Source organism: Melioribacter sulfuriphilus (assembly GCF_051488685.1).
In the GTDB taxonomy this organism is placed as follows: domain Bacteria; phylum Bacteroidota; class Ignavibacteria; order Ignavibacteriales; family Melioribacteraceae; genus Melioribacter.
Map to the genome: position 1 here is coordinate 1 of NZ_JBPSEH010000006.1, position 22,627 is coordinate 22,627.

Below are 22,627 nucleotides of genomic sequence, written 5' to 3' on the forward strand. Positions count from 1 at the left end.
GTGGCTCTAACACACTCACAGGCAACATTGCAGATCTACCTGCTGGGTTGACGTTATTAAATATCGGTGGCTATAACACACTCACAGGCAACATTGCAGATGCACCTGCTGTGGTGACATATTTAAGTATCAGTGGCAGAAACACCCTTGCTGATTATACTGCAGGCAGAATTTGGGCAAATAATTTTCGTCATTTATATTTACGTCCAGCTGCAGGTTATGGTTTATCTTCTACCGAAGTTGACAATCTGCTTATAGATTTAGCGAATGTGAATACATTTACTAATGAGAAACAAATAGATATTGCAGGCAACAACGCTCCTCGCACGTCAGCAAGTGGCGCTGCAGTATCCACTTTAATTTCAAAAGGCGTAACAGTAATAACAAATCTATGATGCAGAATGAAATATCAGGAACGATTATAAAGAGGATTATAAAGAATCGAAGACATATTTGGCAGATAATCTAAATGCTTTTGAAAGCGATAGCTTAAAAGGCGTACGCAAAAGGCGGCGTGCTCGCAGGGCGCTACGAAAAGGAAGCCCGGAAGGCTGACAATATGGCATATAGGAATAACAGACCGGGGGGTCTATATTTCTCACGCTAACTGTAAAAATTTCTCATTTTTCGTGAAAAGTTATACTAATACGAATTTTCGCATTAACCGGACTTGTGGGGGGATGTATGAATCAATTCATTTCAGAAAGTGCCATTCGCTTCTTTGACAGAATTTTATTACCATCGTTTAAATCAAGCTGGAATCTTTCAATCAATTCTTGGAGGCTTTCAGTTAATTGCGTAAGATTATTCGTGGAATGTGCAATTTGAGATGTACTGGAAGCTGCTTGTTGTGTTACTGTGGTAATATTTTCGATGCTTTTACTAATTTCTTCTGCTGAAATCGATTGTTCCTGGCTGGCACTGACAATACTATCAATTAGATCTGAGACGTTTCTTGCAGATTTATATATTTCTTTCAGGACGTTATCAATTTCATCGGTAAGTCTCTTTCCTTCTTCGACTGAAATTTTTGCATTTGCCATCGACTTATCGGCTTCTCGAACTTCCAATTGTATCGATTTAATGGTATCGGCAATTTCCTTAGTGGCTTTTGTAGTTCTTTCAGCTAATTTGCGTACTTCATCGGCAACAACTGCGAAACCGCGACCCTGTTCACCAGCACGGGCTGCCTCGATAGCAGCATTGAGTGCCAGAAGATTTGTCTGGTCGGCAATTTCATCAATTACGCTCGTAATTTCGCCTATCTGATCGGTCTTATTTGCCAGCGTTGCAATTATACTGGCTGCTTTATCCGATGATTCTACAATTTTATCCATTCCTTTTTTTGTATTGGCAGTTTTATTTGTCCCTAACTCAGCTGCCTGGCTCGATTGTTTCGACATCTCAGCTACCTCAGTGAGGTTATCCGACATATCGAGAATCGATTTTGTCATCTTTTCAATTGAATATGTAATTTCGTTGACCTGTTGATTTTGCTCCTGTGCACCAGCCGCCATTTCTTCGGTAGACGAGGAAATTTGTATTGCCGCGCTTGCTGTGGCATTTACCACTTCCCGAACTTTGATTAAGATTTCCTTTAATTCTTCAATCATGCGGTTGATATCATTTCCGAGATCGTAAAGCACACTCTTGGGATCAATATCAAGTTTATGTGTTAGTTTACCGTCTGCAATTTCCCGAATAACACTGGCTATCGGAGCAATCTGCTCTTTTAAGTAAGCTTCGTTTTTCTCTTCTATTTCTCTCATATCAGTAAAGAATACAAATGCTCCGTCCATTTCACCTTTCGAGTTCTTAATCGGTCCGGATTGAGCCAGTATTGGAATTTCATCGCCTTTATTATTTTTAATGAAAGCTTTGTCTCCCTTTAGAAATTTACCTTCTACTGCACGTCGACTTATCGAATCAGTTCCAAATACTTCTTTTACTCTCATTTTGTTTATTATTTCTTCTGGTTTGTATGGTGAATTTATTATGTCGAGTGCTGCTTGGTTAATGTAAGTTATTGTAAGATCATTATTGATTGTAAAAAATGCACTTGAGACACCGTTCTGGAAACTTTTAAAATGTGCAATTTCATTCTTTATTTTTGTTATCATTTCTGCGAAAGAACGATTCAGATTCCCAACTTCGTCTTTCCAATCGGTATTTTCGAATTCGATATTAAAATTACCTTTCAGAATTTCGGACGCTTTGTTTGCAAGTTTATTAATCGGTTTTACAATTACTTTTGTTATTAGCGGTATAAAAAAGAGCATTACAATAACGGTAATAATAATTATTAAAATTGTTATCGATTTCGACTCTTCTACTTGTGCTAATGTTGTGTTGTTGAAATTTTCTGCTTCCGAATCGTAAAGTTCAACAAGTTTTTTCAAATGGACTTTAGCAGCATCGAACTTTTCAAGTGCTTTGACAGACAATAAATTGTTTTGCAATACTAATTCTTCAATTTGCTCATTGTTTTCTTCAGGAATAAGTTGGTCGATTTTTCTCTGATTCTCAATTACTTGCTGATGAATAGATTTCCATTCTTTCCAGTCTTCTTTGAATTGTGCCCAGATATTTGCCTGCTCTTCAGTTTTATCAAGATTATCATAAATATTCCAGGCTTTATCAGCCCTTTCAAAAGCAGAATTAATCGAATTGTAAATCGATTCTCTGATACTTTTGTCTTTTAGGTCTCTGTTAAGAACACCTCTTTCTGCACTTAGTGCCGAAGTTTCGGCTTGATAAAGTGTAATTAATGACTGAATAGATGGAAGAACATTTTTCCCTAAATAATTAATTACATTTTCTTCTTTGTTTAAATTCTGGTAAGCAAGAAATGCATTAATGCCAGTCATTATTACAATTGCAGTAAAAAGGACTACAATCTTTGTTAAAATTTTTAAATCATAAAATTTTTTGATCATAGCTTCCCCTTACTTATAGAAAAAAATTTTGACAAATCTTACCTTATTATCGATTCTTTCAGAGAATAATTAAATTTAATTGAAACTTTCCCGAATTTTTCAAAATGACAGGAATGATAGTTTAACAGGCACGAAAAATTCTTTGAATGAAAAGGAATCGAGACGAAGCTGAAATGTTATTATTAAATTTCATTTGAGTTGATATAGAAAAACAGGTTTTAATTGAGATATGGAGAAAAATTTTTTTGGGAAGAAGACAGGAATTACCAGCGAAAAGAGACTTCTTGTGAATCTATAGATACCGGATAAAATGAGTAGGGAGCGGACATCACTTTGAAGTAATTCCGCTCCTTTTAATTTTTAATCCACAAAAGTTATCCATCCGAAACGGTCTTCAATTTTTCCGTATTGAATTCCGGTTAGCTCGTCGTATAATTTTAATGCTAATTCACCAGGTTCGGTGTCACTGAATTTAATCTCTTTATCGTTGTATTTAAGTTTACTTACAGATGATATTACCGCAGCAGTACCACTACCGAAAATTTCGAGAAGTTCACCTTTATCTGCAGCATAAAATAATTCATCGATAGCAATTAATCTTTCATTAATATTGTAGCCCCAATCTTTTAAGAGCTCTATAACAGACATTCTTGTTATTCCTGGTAGAATTGAACCAGTTAGAGCAGGTGTGGCAATTTCATCTTTAAAGCGGATAAAAATATTCATTGCACCGACTTCTTCGATATATTTTTGTTCGATTGCGTCGAGCCATAAAATTTGAGAATAGCCTTCTTTTTTGGCTTCTTCCTGAGCAATTAAACCAGCTGCATAATTGCCTGCAGCTTTCGCTTCACCCGTTCCTTTACGTACTGCCCGTATGTATTTATCAGTTGCCATGATCGGTACCGGTTTAAAACCTTGAGGATAATAAGGTCCAACGGGACTCAAAATTATAATAAACTTATATGTGTCAGCTGCACGTACACCGAAACAGGGTTCTGTAGCAAATATAAACGGACGAATATAAAGTGAATGCCCGGGTTTCTGCGGTATCCATTCAGAGTCGAGCTTGACTAATTCTTTTATGGCTTTTAATGCCAGTTCGGAATCCACTTCCGGAATGCATAATCTTCTTGCAGAACGATTAAGCCTTTCAATATTTTTTTCAGGTCTGAACAAAGCAATTTTACCATCAACCTGTTTATAAGCTTTCATTCCTTCGAAAATTGCCTGTCCATAATGAAATACCATCGCAGCCGGATTGAGATTTAGATTTTCATATCTTTTAATAGTTGGTGTCTGCCAGCCCCCTTTTTCTCTATCGAAATCCATCTCGAAAATATGCTCGGTAAAAATTTTCCCAAATATCAGATTCTCTGGAAGTTTAACTTCTTTTCTCTTTTCGCTGTCGATTATTTTAATTTCTTTCATGGCTTGTACCGCTTTATATTTAATTTTTTGTTATTTATGTTACAAAATAATCGAAATAAATTCTAATTGGCAATATTAAGGGATTTAATTAACTTGCATTTAAAATAAATGTAGGGGCGAAATGGTTAAAAAAATCGGGTTGGCAGTTACATTCTCGCCTAACGGACTTTCGCTTTTGAAAAACGCTCATAAACTGGCGCAATTGTTTGGAGCAGAACTGGTGGTAATCCATGTAGGCGAAAAGAATTCCGATAAAGAAATTAAAATGAATGAATTGATTCGCGAAGCTGGCTTAAAAGAAGGCGATTATTTGTTAATCTGGCAGATGGGTGAACCTGCGGATACGATTATCGATGTATGCATTAAAGAAAAGGTCGACTTATTAGTTTCGGGCGCCCTTGAAAAAGAACCGCTTTTAAAATATTACACCGGCTCGGTAGCTCGAACTCTTATGAGAGGAGCTCCATGTTCTGTGCTTGTACTGGTTAATCCGGAAAATAAGATTATTAAATTCAATAAAATATGTGTAGGGGTGGATTATACGCCATTAAGCGAAATAGCCGTTAAAAAAGCTTATAAATTGGCTCTACTCGAAAAAGCAGAAGAATTCATCCTGGTAAGAGAATTTCAAGTACCGGGGCTCGCGATAACTATTTCCGACGGTGGTAATACAGAAGAGACCGAATCTAAGAGATTAATTTGGCAAAAAGAAGAAGAAATGAAACTGAAATTATTTGCCGAAGAGCTTAATCTTACTGAAATCAAACCTCAACTTGTTTGTCGCTACGGGAAAGAAGGCTGGGAATTAAAACAATTCGCTCAACAAGCTGGTTGCGATTTACTGGTTGTTGCTTTGCCGTCAAATAAACTAAAATTTTTCGATCGTATTTTCAAACACGATATTGAATTTATTTTCAGTCAACTCCCATGTTCATTACTAATAATTCGTTAATTATTTTTTGCCATCAATGTCAATGAGTGCTTCTGAAATAACTTTGTTTCTGGTGGGACTGAGTATAATTCTTCTTTTTGCAAGAGGATTCGGGGAATTACTTCGATTGGCAAAACAACCGATCGTAATTGGTGAGATTATTGCAGGGATTGTGCTCGGACCAACTATTTTTGGAACAATTTTCCCTGGAGCATTCAATAAACTTTTCGTGCAGTCTGATACGATTTCGATAGCGCTCCACGCAATTACACTTTTAGGAATTGTTATGTTGTTGCTTGTATCCGGTATTGAAATCGATTTACCCCTCTTGATCAGACAGAGCAAAAAAGCGCTTTTAATTAGTATTCTGGGAGTTGCATTTCCTTTTATACTCGGTTTTACGTTTGCATATTTTTTTCCTCATCAATTCGATATCATAAATGACGAAGACAGATTGATATATGCTTTGTTTATCGGTACGGCGCTATCGATAACTGCCCTGCCGGTTGTTGCTCGAACATTGATGGATCTTAATATTTTCAAATCCGAAATTGGTTTTTCAATTATTACATCTGCAATGTTTAACGACCTTGTTGGATGGATTATCTTCTCGATTATTCTCGGTATGATTGGTTCAAATATAGGACACGGAATTAGTGCGGGAAATACAGTCTTGTTGTTGTTTGCTTTTATTGTTGTTTCACTTTTCTTCTTCCGCAAAATTTTTGATTATTTGTTTGGATTTGCAAAAAAATATCTTTCGAATCCGGGGGGTATCCTCAATATCATTTTCATTATTGGATTTAGTGCTGCAGCTTTTACAGAATATATCGGTATACATGCAATTTTCGGTGCCTTCATTATCGGCATTGCCATCGGAGATTCGGTGCATTTGACTGAAGATGTCCGTGAAATTATGAATCAATTTGTAACAAATATTTTTGCTCCCTTGTTTTTTGTATCAATTGGCTTGCGAATCAATTTCATACAGAATTTCGATCCATTACTCGTAATAATATTGCTAACTTTGTCGGTAGTCGGTAAAGTTTTTGGTTCAACATTGGGCGCCCGACTTGGCGGTTTCGATAAGTATGATTCATGGACTATCGGATTTGGTTTAAATGCACACGGCACAATCGAATTGGTGCTCGGTACTGTTGCCTACGAAGCTGGTTTAATTAATGAACGGGTTTTTGTGGCATTGATAATTATGGCGCTCACCACAACGCTTACAAGCGCGCCTTTAATGAAATATTTTATTGACAAAACAAAAACTAGATTTACTCTTGCCGGAATTCTTTCTAAAGAAGCAATTTTAATTTCGGATAATTCGATTATGGATAAAAAAATATTGATTGAAAAACTATCCGAAAAACTCGCTGAAGTAAATGGATTAGATAAGAATTTAATCTTTAATGAGGTCTGGAAAAGGGAACAGACTCTTTCAACAGGATTGGAAAATCATTTAGCATTACCGCATGCACGTTGCAATGTTAAATATCCGGCAGCTGTTGTTGCAGTTCATAAAAAAGGAATTAACTTCGATTCGCTCGACGGCAAACCTGCTCACTTGATAATTCTATTGGTAACACCTGTGGATAAACCAGAATTACAATTGGAACTACTTTCCGGAGTTGTCCAAAAATTAGGCAAAAAAGAGATTATCGATTATATTTCAAGTCTAAATTCTAAGGAAGAAATAGCAAAAACAATAAATCGGCTATTCACGTCATGAAAATTTTTCAAAAAATTGGAAGAGCAACTTTAAATTTTTTTCAGGAAAGTGGACAGGTATTCAGATTAACCGGTGAAATTTTTCGTTTTGCTCCTTCGTTACTTAAAGGGAGGAAAAATTTTTTCTATCAAATGGAGCATATTGGGGTAAATTCAATTCCGCTTGTTTTTATTATAGCAGTTTTTACAGGTGCAGTTGCAGCCTGGCAGGCAGCTTATCAGTTGAAAGGGATAGCGCCACTCTCATTTCTTGGAGCAACAACGAGCCGCGCTATAATCACTGAGTTGGGTCCAGTTCTAACTGCAATTGTTATAGCTGGCAGAATTGGAGCTTCAATAGCAGCCGAATTAGGCTCGATGAAAGTAACAGAACAAATCGATGCTCTCGAGACGATGGGCATTAGCCCCGTTCGTTTTCTTGCCACACCACGTTTTTTTGCAGCTGTTTTGATGATGCCTGTACTTGTAATTTTTGCAAATATTATTGCAACTTTTGGTGCATATTTTATTTCCAACTTTTTTCTCGGAGTTTCGTTTACAGTCTTCTTCGAATCGGTTAGAAGATATTTCCTTTTTGGGGATTTTGCTTTTGGACTCTTTAAAGGAATGATATTCGGTGGAGTTACTTCGTTATTGGGTTGTCATATCGGATTCCGTACAGAAGGAGGTGCCGAAGGCGTTGGAAAAGCTACAATTCGCTCGTTCGTATTAAGCGCGGCAATGATTCTTATTCTCGATTACTTTTTATGGACGCTCGTATTTTAGGTGAGGAAAGCATTACTTGCTTAATTATGCGACTAATCTTAATTTTTAGTTGAGATTATCTAAATAAAAATATCAATGATACAACTAAAGGGGCAAAACCCCTTAATATTAATTATCATTTTTCTTCTTCCGATAAAAATACACACCCTTGTACCAACCGAAAAGAACAAAATTTTTTTCATTAAACCAATCAAAACAATGAGAGGTAGCCATGTCAGAATTTGTAAATTATCTAATGAATCTGGTTAAAACAAAAAATCCAAACGAACCAGAATTCCATCAAGCCGTCTACGAGGTTGCAATATCACTATCACTTGTAATGGAAAGGCATCCAGAATACAGAAAAGAAAAGATTCTCGAAAGGATGGTTGAACCGGAACGCGTTATAATGTTCCGCGTACCGTGGGTTGACGATCAGGGGGAAGTGCAAATCAACAGGGGATACCGAATCGAAATGAATAGCGCCATTGGACCTTACAAAGGAGGTTTGCGTTTCCATCCATCGGTAAATCTTGGAATACTGAAATTTCTGGCATTTGAACAGGTATTCAAAAACAGTCTTACATCTCTACCAATGGGTGGGGGCAAAGGGGGTTCGGATTTCGATCCGAAGGGAAAGAGTGATGCGGAAGTAATGAGATTTTGCCAGAGTTTTATGAACGAACTTTATCGACACATCGGTCCGAACACCGACATACCCGCCGGGGATATTGGAGTAGGAGGCAGGGAAATTGGCTATCTCTTTGGACAATATAAAAAGCTAAAGAATGAATTTACAGGTGTTTTAACCGGCAAAGGATTAAATTGGGGCGGTTCACTTATTAGACCCGAGGCCACAGGATATGGCTCGGTTTATTTTGCATCCGAAATGCTGGCAACGCGCGGTGAAACTCTTGAAGGGAAAAAATGCCTTGTTTCAGGCAGCGGAAACGTTGCACAGTATACAGTCGAAAAAATAATTGAACTCGGCGGTAAAGTACTAACACTATCAGATTCGAACGGCTATATTTATGACGAAGAAGGAATTGATGCAGAAAAATTGAAATACGTAATGGATTTAAAAAATAACAGACGGGGCAGAATTAAAGAATATGCGGAAAAATATAAAAATGCTCTCTATACCCCGGTCGACCCAAATCTCGATTACAATCCATTATGGAACCACAAAGCCGACTGCGCATTCCCCTCGGCAACTCAAAACGAAATTAACGGTAAAGATGCACAGAATTTATTGAAGAATGGAGTTTACCTCATTAGTGAAGGTGCAAACATGCCATGCACACCCGAAGCAATCGATTTATTCCTCGATGCAAAAATCCTCTATGGGCCTGGCAAAGCAGCTAACGCCGGTGGTGTAGCTACTTCGGGACTCGAAATGGCTCAAAACAGTATGAGATATTCGTGGACACGTGAAGAAGTCGACAATCGATTAAGAATAATAATGAAAAACATTCATAAAACCTGCGTGGACATTGCCGAAAAATACGGCACACCTGGAAATTACGTTAATGGTGCTAATATCGGCGGATTTATTAAAGTGGCAGATGCTATGATCGACCAGGGTATTGTATGATTTTTTTTCTACATGAAGTAGTTGATTATGGACAATGTTATAAAGTTTAACAAAGAATTAATAGAAAAAAGCAGCTTCTCGAAGTTTCAGGATTTCCATAATCTGATGCGTTACAGAATTCGGGATATTCTGCTCGTATCGAGTCTTTATGACCTCTATATCCTCGAAGAAGACAAACGGTTATATGAATATATTCGACATGAATATGAAGGTTTGAGTCTAAGCCATGCGCCGGAACTGGTTCATAAATCCAGCGGCACCGAGGCGATAAGAATGGCTCTCGACGAAAGAAAATTTGATTTGATAATTACCACTCTTCACATCGAAGATATGTCGCCCATTACATTTGCAAGAAGAGTTAAAGAAGCCGGCCTCGATATTCCGGTTGTCCTCCTCGGCCACGACAATAGAGAAATGAACGAACTCCTGGCTACCAAAGATTTTTTAATTTTCGACAAAGTGTTTATCTGGCAGGGCGACTATAGAATAGTTCTGGCAATTATTAAATTCCTTGAAGATCGGAACAACGTAGAAAACGACACAAAAAAAGTAGGTGTGCAGTCGATTATATTAATTGAAGATAATGTGCGGTTCTACTCTTCGTACTTACCAATTATCTATACGGAAATACTAAAACAATCTCAAAATCTTATGGCAGAAGGATTGAATCTTTCCCATAAGTATTTGAGAATGAGGGCGCGTCCGAAAATTTTGCTTTGTACTACGTTCGAAGAAGGATGGGAGTATTTTGAAAAATATGAAGAATATGTGCTCGGAATTATATCAGATATCGATTTTAAAAAAGAAGGGATACACAATCCCAATGCAGGCATTGAATTCGCAAGAAAAGTCAAAGAGAGACATTCGGATATTCCAATTTTACTTCAATCGACATTAGCAGAAAACGAAATCAAAGCAAGGGAGATTGGAGCTGATTTCTTGATAAAGAATTCACCCACTTTGTTAGAAGATTTGAAAAAATTTATGCTGGATAATTTTGGCTTTGGCGAGTTCAAATTCAAGGCACCCGATGGCAAAGAAGTAGGGCGTGCAAAAAATTTAATTGAGCTTGAGGCACAGCTGAAAGTAATTCCCGACGAAAGCCTGCTGTACCATGCATCTCGAAATCACTTCTCAAACTGGTTAAAAGCAAGAACCGAGTTCTGGCTGGCTCATCGACTGAGGCCTCAAAAAGTGACCGATTTTATCACAACCGATGAGCTACGTAAGAGTCTTATTAATTCATTAAGAGAATTCAGAAAATCAAGACAGGTAGGAATTATATCCGATTTTAATAAAGAATCGTTCGACCCATCAATTACTTTTGCACGCATAGGTGGAGGTTCACTGGGCGGTAAAGCCAGGGGTTTGGGATTCGTTAATCGATTGCTAAGCGATTTCGACATACGTTACCATTTCAAAGACGTTAAGATCTTTGTGCCTTCTGCGGTCGTTATCGGGACGGAGGTATTTGATGATTTTGTAAACAATAATAATCTTCTCAATTTTGCTCTTCGATCAAATGACGATTCCGAGATTAAAAAGAAGTTTCTTAATGCCAGAAAATTTTCTAAGGAAGTTGTTGATTCATTAAAAGATTTTCTATCCATCGTCAAAAGTCCAATTGCGGTAAGGTCTTCGAGCCTTCTGGAAGATTCTCAAGATCAGCCTTTTGCAGGTGTATATGATACTTTTATGCTACCGAATAATGAGAACTCTCTTGATTTGCGCCTCGATAAACTGCTAAAGACCATCAAACGAATTTATGCTTCGATTTATTTAAAAAAATCGAAAGATTATATCAGGATGACTTCCTATCGACTTGAGGAAGAGAAGATGGCTGTTATAATACAGGTGCTCGTAGGTTCAAATCATAATGGTAGATTTTATCCCGAGTTTTCAGGTGTCGCAAAGTTATACAATTATTATCCGATATCACCTTTAAAAAGTAGCGATGGCATTGTTGCAGCAGCACCAGGACTTGGTAAATACATTGTTGACGGTGAGATGCCTTTGCGATTTTCGCCCAAGCACCCGGGCCGTTTAATTCAGTTTTCGAGCATCGACGAAATGTTAAATCTTACGCCAAATCATTTTTATGCGCTGGATATTAATTCCGAATTTAATGTGGAAAACATTGACGAAGAGAATATAATTAAGAAATATCCTCTTCATGAGGCTTTAAAAGATGACACTCTTAAATTTACGTGTTCTACTTACTCAAACGACAACAATAAAATTTATGACGGCATTGAACGACCAGGTCCAAAGTTATTTACACTACTTCCCATTCTAAAATACAAAATATTCCCGCTGACAGATATTTTGAATCTTCTACTTGAAATGGGCAATTGGGGTACTGCTTCGCCGGTAGAGATCGAGTTTGCTGTTAATTTGAGTGTCAGACACGGCAAGCCGGCTGAATTTGCGCTCTTGCAAATGCGCCCCATGGTAATCAACAGCGAGGTGGAGGAACTGGATGTCTCGAATTATTCTCACGATACGTTGTTATGCAAATCGAATAACGTGCTGGGCAACGGCATAAAGAATGACATCAGGGACATAGTTTATGTAAATCGTCATAAATTCGAATCGAAATTTACCAGTATGATGGCCGAAGAAGTTGAATATTTCAACAATAAATTAATCGGAATGCGTGCTCCATACCTGTTAATCGGAATCGGCAGATGGGGAAGTCTTGACCCATGGCTCGGAATCCCTGTTATATGGGAACAGATTAATGGCGTTGGAGCAATAGTCGAATCGAATTATGGACACACAAATATTATTCCTTCGCAGGGTTCTCACTTCTTTCAGAATCTTACTTCATTTAAAGTGGGCTACTTTTCTATAAATCAAATTGATGAGGAAAATTATGTCGATTGGGAATGGCTTGATGGTCTTGAACCTCTTGAAGAAAAAATTTATACGAAGCATATAAGACTCGAAAAACCTTTGACCATCAAGATTAACGGTCAAAAAAACTACGGAATAATTGTCAAACCAGAATAAATTGGAGAAACAGACAAAAAAAATTATATTTCACTTACATAAAATTAATGGTAATTTATGTCTGAGATCACTATTAAACCCGCTCTACGAACAAATGATATCAAATATGCAGTTAGAGATATTGTGGTAATTGCCAACGAAGTTGCTAAATCAGGGAAAGAAATGCTCTACCTTAACATAGGCGATCCAAATTTATTCGACTGGCAGCCGCCCCGTATTTTAATCGAAGAAACTTACAAAGCAATGTTGAATAATTATAACGGCTATGCGCCTTCTTCGGGAATTAAGCCTGCATTAGAAGCCATCGAAAAGGAAGCCGAAAGAAAAGGGATCAAAAATATTCAAAATATATTTATTACGACTGGCGCCAGCGAAGCCATCGATATTTGTCTTACGGCTCTTGTTAACTCAGGTGAAAATATCCTTATTCCAACTCCAGGCTATCCACTTTATACTGCGATTCAAAGTAAATTGCAGATGTACGAAAATCCTTATTATCTAAACGAAGATAATTACTGGCAACCCGATATTGATGACATAAAAAGTAAAATCAACGATAAAACTCGTGCTATTATAATCATTAATCCGAATAATCCTACAGGAGCTCTCTATAGAAAAGAAATACTGGAAGAGATAATTGAACTGGCAATTAAACATAATCTTGTAATCTTTTCAGACGAGATCTACGACAAATTAATAATTGACGAAAAAGAACATATTTCGATTGCATCTCTTAATCCAGAAGTGCCAGTAATTACTTTTGGTGGGTTGTCGAAAAATTATATGGTTCCCGGATTTCGAATTGGATGGGGAATTGTAAGCGGCAATGGCACTCTACTAAAAGATTATATCGAAGCCATAAATAAGCTACTAAGAGCACGGCTCTCTGCCAATCATCCTGAACAATACGCAATTGCGCCAGCTTTACTTGGCGACCAGTCGCATTTGATTGAAGCAAAGGAAAAACTAAAACGTCGTAGAGATATAACGGTAGAAATGCTCAACTCGATTGATGGAATTAATTGCGTTGCACCAGAAGGCGCTTTTTATGCTTTTCCCAGACTCAAATATGTTAAAGACGATTTTAAATGGGCAAAAGAATTGATCAAAGCAGAAGGAGTTGTTACGGTGCCTGGCAGCGGTTTCGGTCAGGTAGCAGGTACAAGTCATTTTAGAATTGTATTTCTGCCGCCCGAAAATCAACTCGATAAAGCTTACAGTGCAATACGGCATTTCATGCAAACTTATGAAGAATAAAAAAGGCTGCTCGAGGCAGCCTTTTTTAGTAGCATAAATTAAATATACATGTTTATTAATTGTTCAAGATATTCTTGCTTACCACTTATCAATTTTGGTTCGCCGTTTTTGATTGCAATTTCTCTTAAATCTTCTAAAGTAAGCTCACCTTTTTCAAAGCGGGCACCGTCGCCGGAATCGAAGGAAGCATAACGTTCCTGTCTGATTTTCTTATAGTCCGATTCGTTCAGAATTTTTTCAGCAACTATGAGTGCTCGCGCGAAAGCATCCATACCGGCGATATGGGCAATAAACAGATCTTCGATGTCGGTCGAGTTTCTTCTTACTTTTGCATCGAAATTGACGCCGCCTGTTCCAAATCCACCGGCTTCTGCAATTACAAGCATTGCCTCGACTAATTCGTATAAGTTAATTGGGAATTGATCTGTGTCCCATCCATTCTGATAGTCGCCGCGGTTAGCATCGATACTACCGAATAATCCTGCGTCTACTGCGCATTGAATTTCGTGCTGGAAAGTATGACCTGCAAGGGTTGCGTGGTTAACTTCGATATTTAATTTGAAATCCTTGTCAAGTCCATAATATCTCAAAAATCCGATAACCGTTTCGACATCATAATCGTACTGATGTTTTGAGGGTTCCATTGGTTTGGGCTCAATCAAAAATGTGCCTTTAAATCCTTGCTTGCGAGCATAGTCGCGGGCGAGTTCGAGAAACTTTGCCATGTGTTCTTTTTCACGCTTCATGTTTGTGTTGAGCAGCGTAAGATAGCCTTCGCGACCGCCCCAGAATACATAATTCTCGCCGCCGAGTTCAATCGTAGCATCGAGGGCGCGTTTAACCTGAGTGGCTGCATAAGCGACAACATTAAAATCTGGATTTGTCGCTGCTCCGTTCATATAGCGCGGATGCGAAAAGAGATTTGCAGTGCCCCATAGAAGTTTAACGTTTGATGCTGCCTGTTTTTCTTTGGCGTATTCGATAAGAGTTTGCAACCTTTTATCGGATTCAACAATTGAATTGCCTTCTTCCACTACATCGAAATCATGAAAACAATAAAAGGGAAGACCCAATTTAGTTGTAAATTCGAATGCAGCGTCCATTTTATCTTTGGCTCTCTCGATTGGATCGGAGGCCTCGTTCCAGGGCAGACGACGCGTTCCTCTGCCGAAGGGATCAGATAACTCAGAGCAGAAGGTATGCCAGTATGCTACCGAAAAGCGGAAATATTCTTTCATTGTTTTTCCGAATACGACTTTATTTTCGTCGTACCATTTAAATGCAAGTGGATTCTTGGAATCAGGACCTTCGTATTTAATCTTCCCGATACCGGTGAAATATTCTTTTTTACCAGTCAGATAATCCATTTTTCTTCCTCCTGTTTTATGTTAAATAAATTTTTTCAGGTTCTCGAGCCATTTGCCGTATGCCTCTTCTGTTGCCTCTTTCTGGGATTTGTTGGGTTCAATTATCTCTAATTTGGTTAAATTTCGGAAAGCCTCTTCGGGTGTTTTAAACAGACCTGCTCCTAATGCTGCTCCGCGGGCAGCTCCAACTGAACCATCTGTATCGTACAATTCAACAGTTGCATCAATAATATTAGAAAATGTTGATTTAAATATCGGGCTGAGGAACATGTTGGCTTTACCTGCACGGATTACATTGATGTCGAGTCCCATCTGGCGAATTATGTCGATGCCGTATTTGAATGTAAATGCAATTCCTTCCTGCGCTGCGCGGAAAAAGTGTGCTTTAGTGTGACGATTTAGATCAATGTTAAGAAATTGCGCACCGATGTTTTTATTCTCGAATACTCTTTCGGCTCCATTACCAAAGGGAAGTATTACGAGTCCTTCGCTGCCGATTTTTATTTCGGAACTCATCTGATTCATAATTTCATACGAAAGACCTTCGCCCATATTTTTACGCAAATATGAATTCATAATACCTGTACCGTTAATACAAAGTAACACGCCGATTCGAGGTTTTTCTGGAGTATGGTTAACGTGCGCAAATTGATTGACACGCGATAAATCGTCATAGTTAAGTCTGTCGATAACAGCATAAACAACTCCGGATGTGCCCGCAGTTGCGGCAATCTCACCAGGATTAAGAACATTAAGAGAAAATGCATTGTTAGGCTGGTCGCCTGCACGGTAAGAAACTACAGTCTCTTTATTCAAACCGAGCTCTTCGGCAACTTCCGGCAATACCTTCCCCTGAATTGAAAATGTAGGTACGATTTCTGGCAGCAACTTTTTATCGATGCCGTAAAATTCCAGTATTTTTTCAGAAAGATCATTTTCCTTGAAATCCCAGAAAATACCTTCCGAAAGTCCAGAAACTGTTGTTGCTATTTCCCCGGTCAATTTCATTGCAATAAAATCGCCGGGCAACATTGCTTTGAATATTTTTTCATAAACGTCTGGTTCGTTATCTTTTACCCATTTCAGTTTAGACGCCGTAAAATTTCCGGGTGAATTCAATAAATGATTCAAACAATAGTCCTTACCAATTTCGACGAAAGCATTATTGCCAGTTTCGACGGCGCGGCTATCACACCAGATAACCGAAGGACGCAATACTTTCATGTTCCTGTCGACCAGAACCAGACCGTGCATCTGATATGAAATACCGATTGATTTAATTTCCTCTGCTCTGACCTGGTTCTTTGCAATTAAATTTTTTGTAAGCAGTTTTGCATACTCCCACCAGGTTTCTGGATTTTGCTCTGCCCAACCCGGTTTTGGGGAGGAAATTTTCATCTCTTCTTTCGGATGAAAATCGCTGTCGATTGTTCTGCCTGTCTTAACGTCGAACAGAGAACATTTGATGGAAGAGCTGCCGATGTCATATCCGATTGAGACCATATTGTTACTCCCCGAAGATTTTTTAATTAGGTGTAAAAAATACACTTTTATTTTTAAAAAAACATCAGAATTTTTTAATTGGCATTTATGACTTTATAAACTGGAAGTTTATTAAATTTGTAATGACTTTTCGTTTGTTTTCAATACTAATTTACATAAATCATTGGGTAAATCATGTCGCATATCCTCAAGGACGTAATAAAAAATATTTCTATCGATTGTGTGATTTTTGGGTTCGAGAATTCGGTATTAGAAGTTTTGCTCGTCAAACGTGCCATTAAACCAGCTAAAGAAAGGTGGGCACTGCCAGGGGGTTTTATAAAAAAAGACGAATTGATTGAAACGGCAGCACAACGAATCTTAAAAGAAACTACAGGACTGGATAATATTTATCTGGAAGAATTTAAAATTTTCGATAAAGTTGATAGATACCCGCTAAGGAGAGTTTTTACTCTGGGACATTATGCACTGGTTAAACCGGAACAATATGTGCTTTCTACGGGAGTGGATACTTCGGAAGCTAAGTGGTTCAAGCTCGATGAATTACCCGAATTACCGTTTGACCATCTTGAAATTATTCAGGAAGCTATGGAAAAATTGCGGGCTCGAATTCGTTATCGACCGATCGGATTTGAATTGCTGCCAGAAAAGTTTACTTTGCCACAACTTCAAACACTCTACGAAGTAATAATCGGCAAAAAACTCGACAAACGTAATTTCCGAAAAAAATTGATGAAAATGAACCTTGTCATCAAACTGAAAGAAAAAGATAAAAATAGCACAAGACGTCCCGCCTATCTTTACCGCTTCGATAAACGGACTTATGAGAGGTTAAAAATGGACGGTTTCAATTTCGAGCTCTAAATTAATCTTTCAAATCCAGTGTGGTTTGTAATTTAAATGCCCCTTAAAATAACAAATCCACGAGCAAATAATTTCCACTTATATGGTAAACTATCTCATAAAAAATCATAAGTGTGGAAGGTACTAATGAAAATAATTCATTCACTGATTCCTGAAAGAGTGGAACTATTTTGTTTACTCAACGGCAACAAAAATTAATTCTACGCAGAGATGGTAATTATCTGTCTGAAAGGATTAATAATTATTATTGCTCTGGTTTCCACCTGCAATTGATCCACGGATAAAATTTCGAGCACTATGGAATTTTTATACCTGATTTGTAGAAGAACAGGCAGTATTAATAGATAACCGAAAAAATAAATAAAGTACATTCCTTAACCACGAAATGATGATTAATGAAAATGTCAAAAAGGAGCACAATGAAGAGCTATTTTTGCTGAATAAATGAGTTACAAAAACTAAAAATGATGTTGTTTGCAAATAAGAATTTATATGTTTTTACCCTCCAATTTAGGAATGAGATAAATTTTTTTTCAGCTTTGAAAAGGTGCAGGGCATTGTCTATATTTGTTTATTATTTTTAAGATAAAATGCGGTTAAATCTTTTTTGGCTACACATAATTATTTAAAAAATATAAAAATTTCTCGACTCGATAACGGTATAACCGTAGTCTCGGAAAAAATTGACCAGGTTGACTCGTTTTCTCTCGGTTTTTGGTTTAATGTTGGGTCACGGGATGAAAACGAAATAAATAATGGAATTAGCCATTTCCTCGAACATATGTTTTTTAAAGGCACGCGGAAAAGAAGTGCCAGAAAAATTGCTGAAGAAATCGAATCGCTTGGCGGCTACCTGAACGCCTTTACATCTAAAGAACACACTTGTTATTATGGAAGAGGATTAAAAGATAGTATTGAACCTACTTTTGAAGTTCTTGCTGATATGCTTCAAAACTCAGTTTTTTCAGTAAACGAAATCCGCAAAGAAGCGCAGGTGGTTATTGATGAACTTCGTGATATTGAAGACTCGCCCGAAGAGTTAATTTTTGACCGCTTCGAAAGCACCATATTTAATGGCACTACACTCGGCTTTCCAATTATAGGAACGGAAAAAAATATCAGAAAATTTACAAGAAAAGACCTTATCGATTATGTTCGTAAAAATTACACATTCAATAGATTGTTTATAATTGCTTCAGGTAGCGTAAGCCATTCTCGCCTGATTAAATTGATAGAGAAGTATATCGATAATTCTCTCGAACGTTATAGTATTCCTGAAAGGAAATTAGAACTTTATCCTTCGGGCGACCTGTTTATAGAAAAGGATACTCAACAGGTGCATTACATTGCTGGAACAACGACTTATGGATATAATAGTAAGAAACGTTATGCTGCTCGGTTATTGTCGTATATTTTGGGTGAAGGCAGCAGTTCACGATTATTTCAGCGTCTTAGAGAAGAAAATGGAATTGCATATCAAATAAATTCATTCTTGAATTCTTTTTTTGATGTATCTACATTTGGCATATATCTTTCGACAAATGAGAAATCGGTACACAAAGCTCAAAAACTGATTAATGAAGAAATAAATAAAATCCGCAGTAGAAAAATTAGCCTTAAAGAACTCGAAAGAGCAAAAAAATATATGATTGGTAATTTGATGATGAGTCTGGAAAGTACTACTAACAGAATGACGAGGATGGGACAATCGATAATTTATTTTGACGAAATTAAATCGCCTTCCGAAACTATAAGAGAAATCAATAAAATCAAGGAAGACGACATAATGGAAATGGCAAATGAAATTTTCGGAAGCAACAAATTAATACGCATTATATTGAGTTCAAAAAATTTTCTAATGCAGCGTGTAGCATAAAAAAGGGAAAGTTATGCCACAAATTACAATCGACGGAAAGCAGATAGAATTTAAACCTGGACAAACAATTATACAGGCGGCGCGCAGTGCTGGCATTGAAATTCCGCATTTCTGCTGGCATCCCGAGTTATCAGTCTCTGGCAATTGCCGGGTTTGTCTTGTTGAAGTAGAAAAAATGCCAAAGCTTGTTATATCTTGTGCCACTATTGCATCGGATGGAATGGTCGTCCATACCAGATCCGAAAAAGCTCTGGAAGCGAGAAATGCAGTGATGGAATTTATATTAATTAATCATCCGCTCGATTGTCCTATCTGCGACGAAGCTGGTGAATGTAAACTTCAAGAATATGCGTATGCCCATGGGAAAGGCGAAAGCCGCTTCGAGGAAATTAAAAACAGAAAAGAAAAACGAGTTCAACTGGGTCCCTACGTTAAATTTGATGCCGAACGGTGCATATCGTGCTCGCGCTGTATTCGATTTTCCGACGAAATTGCAAAAGCAAACCAACTAACTTTTGTCAAAAGAGGCGATAGCGTAACAATAACTACTTTCCCGGGCGAATCGTTCGACAATCCTTATTCTTTGAATGTTGTCGACATCTGTCCCGTCGGCGCTTTGACAAATCAGGATTTCAGATTTAAATCACGCGTATGGGAAATGTCGCATACTGAATCCATTTGTATCGGCTGCTCACGAGGCTGCAATATTGATATCTGGGTTAGAAATAATCAGATACTCAGACTTACGCCTCGTTTCAATCCCGAAGTAAATAGTTACTGGATGTGTGATAACGGTAGATTGAACACCTTTAAACATGTCAATTCGGAAACACGAATAGATGGTGTTTTTTTGCGTAAAGACGGAACTCTCATTAAATCCGATTGGGAGACAGCTTATAAAAATATTTCAACAGAATTGAAAAAATATCGTTCGGATGAAATTATATTTGTCGGTTCCCCTTATGCAACTATCGAAGATAATTATCTTCTGAAAAAACTTGCAGCACAATTTAACTCTATTCCTTATTTTCTCACTCACATTAAACCAGGCGACCAGGACGATATTTTAATCCGTGAGGATAAAACCCCTAATTCAACTGGCGCTGAATTGCTCGGTTTGAAGAAGTTAATGGACTACGAAGAATTAATTGCATTGTTTAAAAACGGAAAAGTCAAAGCGGCTTACATTGTTGAAGACAATCCTGCTGCTTTGAATGAAGAATTGAAAGATGTGCTATCCAATCTAAAATTACTGGTCGTTCATGCAACAAATAGAAACGAAACTTCAGATCTGGCACACTATCTATTTCCAGCTGCTACATATGCTGAAAAGCACGGCTCTTTTGTGAATTTCATGGGTAGATTACAAAGAATAATACCTGCCGTTGAAACTGTTGAACTCGACAGAGCACTCGATGGGATGAGCATGAGTAGATGGGATAAGTTTGGAACCAAGTTCGACAGATGGAAACAGGGGTATAAATATGATGCTCTTCCATCATGGAAAATTCTGTCCCGCTTAATATATGCTTTGAACGGGAAAGTCAAGTACAATATGGCTGAAGAAGTATTCAACGAAATTTCTAATAACATAGATGCTTTCAAGGGAATCGATTACGATAGTATAGGCGAAATGGGAGTACAAATAAATTACGAGGTTGTATAAGTTATTAACTATTTTATTAATTGTAAGTTGATAGCAAAAAGACGGAGCTATTTCGAATGACAATTTTGGAAATAATAATTGCTACTGTAATCAAGATAGCAATAGCACTGACAACGCTTTTGTTATCGGTAGCTTACATGGTTTATTTCGAAAGAAAGATAAGTGCCTGGGCTCAGAATCGACTGGGACCGAATCGCGTGGGATACAAAGGTTTGCTACAGCCTTTTGCAGATGTATTTAAACTTCTCTTTAAAGAAGATATTGTGCCCGATGCAGCGAACAAAACACTTCATACAATGGCTCCGCTTATTTCCTTATTCGTTGCATTTGCTACTTATGCAGTTGTGCCGCTTGGTCCCGAGGTCAACTTGTTCGGATATCAGATTAAATTGGTAGTGGCAGACGTAAATGTAGGGATTCTGTACGTTCTTGCTCTCACATCACTGGGCGTTTATGGAATTACGCTGGCAGGCTGGTCCTCAGGTAGTAAGTATTCTCTTCTTGGTGGAATTCGTTCATCCGCTCAAATGATTTCTTATGAAGTCTCGATGGGATTTTCGATAGGTGGTGTCTTGTTGATGGCAGGTTCGCTCAGACCGATTGATATCGTTAATGCTCAGTATGGATGGATGTGGAATGCAATTCTTCAACCGATTGGATTTATTACTTTTGTAGTATCCGCTTTTGCCGAAACAAATAGATTACCATTCGATTTACCAGAAGCCGAACCTGAATTGGTCGGAGGATATCATACGGAATATAGTTCATTTAAGTTTGCTGGCTTCTTTTTAGCTGAGTATGCCAATATGATAATTGCCAGCTTACTAATTGTAACTCTTTATCTCGGAGGATGGCAAATACCTTATATTGATAAGTTAGGACTTAGTGAAGGACTAACAGTTGTACTACAGATTGCTTCCTTTTTATTGAAAACTGCATTTATGCTTTTTGTTTTTATCTGGGTTAGATGGAGTATTCCACGATTTCGTTATGACCAGTTGATGAATCTTGGATGGAAGGTAATGTTCCCACTGGCGTTACTCAACATTCTTTGGGTTGCTATGTTAATTATGATTTTCAAATTATAGTATTTAGGTAAGCAATGGCACAGAAGAAAAGAAAAAAAGACCTGAACTTTTGGGAGAGAATCTATATAGTAGAAATAATTAAAGGTATGATTCTCACACTAAAAAATATGCTTCGTCCGAAGTTTACGATGGAGTATCCTGAAGTAAAATTTGAACCGCCAGCTTCTTATAGAGGGCGACCAGTGCTTGTTCTGGAAGAAAACGGCGTTGAAAGGTGTGTGGCTTGTGGACTCTGCTCGAGAGTTTGTCCCGCTCTGGCAATCGAAGTACAGGCTTCAGAAACAAATCTTGAAAAAGAAAGATATCCCGAAAAATTCGAAATTAATATGCTTCGTTGTATCTTCTGTGGCTTTTGTGAGGAAGTTTGTCCTGAAGAAGCAATTGTAATGAGCAAAGATTATGAGTTAGTCTTTACAAATCGAGACGAAGCGATCTTTGGTAAAGATAAATTGCTGGTGCCAGTCGAACAGCTTCGCGACCGAATCGAATACTTGAGGAAATTCAAATAGAGCAATATTGCTTGGATCACTATAGCACATTCAATTATTGAGTGTGCTTTTTTTGTTATCCCCCTCAAATTTTGAAATCGAAATAAAATTTTATAAGTTTATATTAATTATGTAT

General features: G+C 37.6%; 17 protein-coding genes. 12 read left to right on the forward strand and 5 right to left on the reverse strand.

Going from position 1 to position 22,627, the window contains the following annotated elements; genetic code table 11:
* Window positions 1-395 (forward strand): hypothetical protein (locus tag ACSSV9_RS09030; protein ID WP_437346926.1); only part of this gene is annotated, 395 nt, incomplete at its 5' end.
* 294 nt (window positions 396-689) lie between these two features.
* On the opposite strand, the gene ACSSV9_RS09035 is transcribed toward ACSSV9_RS09030, so the two are convergent.
* Together ACSSV9_RS09035 and ACSSV9_RS09040 are read right to left on the reverse strand one after the other, a co-directional pair.
* Window positions 690-2,936 (reverse strand): methyl-accepting chemotaxis protein, encoded by a 2,247-nt coding sequence (locus ACSSV9_RS09035; RefSeq protein WP_437346927.1) that lies wholly within the window; start codon window positions 2,934-2,936, stop codon window positions 690-692.
* Window positions 2,937-3,296: 360 nt separating this feature from the next.
* Window positions 3,297-4,367 (reverse strand): branched-chain amino acid aminotransferase, encoded by a 1,071-nt coding sequence (locus ACSSV9_RS09040; protein WP_437346928.1) that lies wholly within the window; start codon window positions 4,365-4,367, stop codon window positions 3,297-3,299.
* Between the two features lie 121 nt (window positions 4,368-4,488).
* Here ACSSV9_RS09040 and ACSSV9_RS09045 point away from each other — a divergent pair, with 121 nt between their 5' ends.
* The 6 genes from ACSSV9_RS09045 to ACSSV9_RS09070 all read left to right on the forward strand — a co-directional run bounded on the left by ACSSV9_RS09045 (window position 4,489) and on the right by ACSSV9_RS09070 (window position 13,639).
* Window positions 4,489-5,319: a universal stress protein gene (locus ACSSV9_RS09045; RefSeq protein WP_437346929.1), complete on the forward strand. Its 831-nt coding sequence runs from the start codon at window positions 4,489-4,491 to the stop codon at window positions 5,317-5,319.
* 22 nt (window positions 5,320-5,341) lie between these two features.
* The gene (locus ACSSV9_RS09050) at window positions 5,342-7,033 is read left to right on the forward strand and encodes a cation:proton antiporter domain-containing protein (protein WP_437346930.1); all 1,692 of its coding nucleotides are present in this window, start codon (window positions 5,342-5,344) and stop codon (window positions 7,031-7,033) included.
* Entirely contained in the window at window positions 7,030-7,797 is a 768-nt protein-coding gene (locus ACSSV9_RS09055) for an MlaE family ABC transporter permease (RefSeq protein ID WP_437346931.1), read from the forward strand. The genes ACSSV9_RS09050 and ACSSV9_RS09055 overlap by 4 nt, the downstream gene beginning before the upstream one ends.
* 211 nt (window positions 7,798-8,008) lie before the next feature.
* Window positions 8,009-9,370, forward strand: coding sequence for an NADP-specific glutamate dehydrogenase (gdhA, locus tag ACSSV9_RS09060; RefSeq protein WP_437346932.1), 1,362 nt, complete (start codon window positions 8,009-8,011; stop codon window positions 9,368-9,370).
* 27 nt (window positions 9,371-9,397) lie between these two features.
* A complete protein-coding gene (locus ACSSV9_RS09065) occupies window positions 9,398-12,382 on the forward strand; it encodes a PEP/pyruvate-binding domain-containing protein (RefSeq protein WP_437346933.1) in 2,985 nt (994 codons plus the stop codon).
* Window positions 12,383-12,439: 57 nt separating this feature from the next.
* Window positions 12,440-13,639, forward strand: a complete 1,200-nt coding sequence (locus tag ACSSV9_RS09070) for an aminotransferase class I/II-fold pyridoxal phosphate-dependent enzyme (protein WP_437346934.1) — start codon at window positions 12,440-12,442, stop codon at window positions 13,637-13,639.
* A gap of 38 nt (window positions 13,640-13,677) precedes the next feature.
* Here ACSSV9_RS09070 and xylA read toward each other — a convergent pair whose 3' ends face one another.
* Both xylA and ACSSV9_RS09080 read right to left on the reverse strand, forming a co-directional pair.
* Window positions 13,678-15,006 carry a xylose isomerase gene (xylA, locus tag ACSSV9_RS09075; RefSeq protein WP_437346935.1) on the reverse strand — a complete coding sequence of 443 codons (1,329 nt, stop codon included), beginning with the start codon at window positions 15,004-15,006 and terminating at the stop codon, window positions 13,678-13,680.
* Between the two features lie 21 nt (window positions 15,007-15,027).
* Window positions 15,028-16,509, reverse strand: coding sequence for a xylulokinase (locus ACSSV9_RS09080; protein WP_437346936.1), 1,482 nt, complete (start codon window positions 16,507-16,509; stop codon window positions 15,028-15,030).
* 174 nt (window positions 16,510-16,683) lie between these two features.
* On the opposite strand from ACSSV9_RS09080, the gene ACSSV9_RS09085 reads away from it, so the two are divergent.
* Window positions 16,684-17,373, forward strand: a complete 690-nt coding sequence (locus tag ACSSV9_RS09085) for an NUDIX hydrolase (RefSeq protein ID WP_437346937.1) — start codon at window positions 16,684-16,686, stop codon at window positions 17,371-17,373.
* Between the two features lie 200 nt (window positions 17,374-17,573).
* Here the strand turns inward: ACSSV9_RS09085 and ACSSV9_RS09090 are convergent, their stop codons facing one another.
* Window positions 17,574-17,744, reverse strand: coding sequence for a hypothetical protein (locus tag ACSSV9_RS09090; RefSeq protein WP_437346938.1), 171 nt, complete (start codon window positions 17,742-17,744; stop codon window positions 17,574-17,576).
* A gap of 236 nt (window positions 17,745-17,980) precedes the next feature.
* Here ACSSV9_RS09090 and ACSSV9_RS09095 point away from each other — a divergent pair, with 236 nt between their 5' ends.
* From ACSSV9_RS09095 to nuoI, 4 genes are read left to right on the forward strand one after another with little or no spacing between them, the layout of a single operon-like run.
* Window positions 17,981-19,249, forward strand: coding sequence for a M16 family metallopeptidase (locus ACSSV9_RS09095; protein ID WP_437346939.1), 1,269 nt, complete (start codon window positions 17,981-17,983; stop codon window positions 19,247-19,249).
* Window positions 19,250-19,262: 13 nt separating this feature from the next.
* Window positions 19,263-20,915, forward strand: a complete 1,653-nt coding sequence (locus tag ACSSV9_RS09100) for an NADH-quinone oxidoreductase subunit G (protein ID WP_437346940.1) — start codon at window positions 19,263-19,265, stop codon at window positions 20,913-20,915.
* A 56-nt stretch (window positions 20,916-20,971) separates the two neighbouring features.
* On the forward strand, window positions 20,972-22,003 hold the full coding sequence (nuoH, locus tag ACSSV9_RS09105) for an NADH-quinone oxidoreductase subunit NuoH (protein ID WP_437346941.1): 1,032 nt from the start codon (window positions 20,972-20,974) through the stop codon (window positions 22,001-22,003).
* 14 nt (window positions 22,004-22,017) lie between these two features.
* Window positions 22,018-22,512, forward strand: coding sequence for an NADH-quinone oxidoreductase subunit NuoI (nuoI, locus tag ACSSV9_RS09110; RefSeq protein ID WP_437346942.1), 495 nt, complete (start codon window positions 22,018-22,020; stop codon window positions 22,510-22,512).
* Window positions 22,513-22,627: the final 115 nt, after the last annotated feature.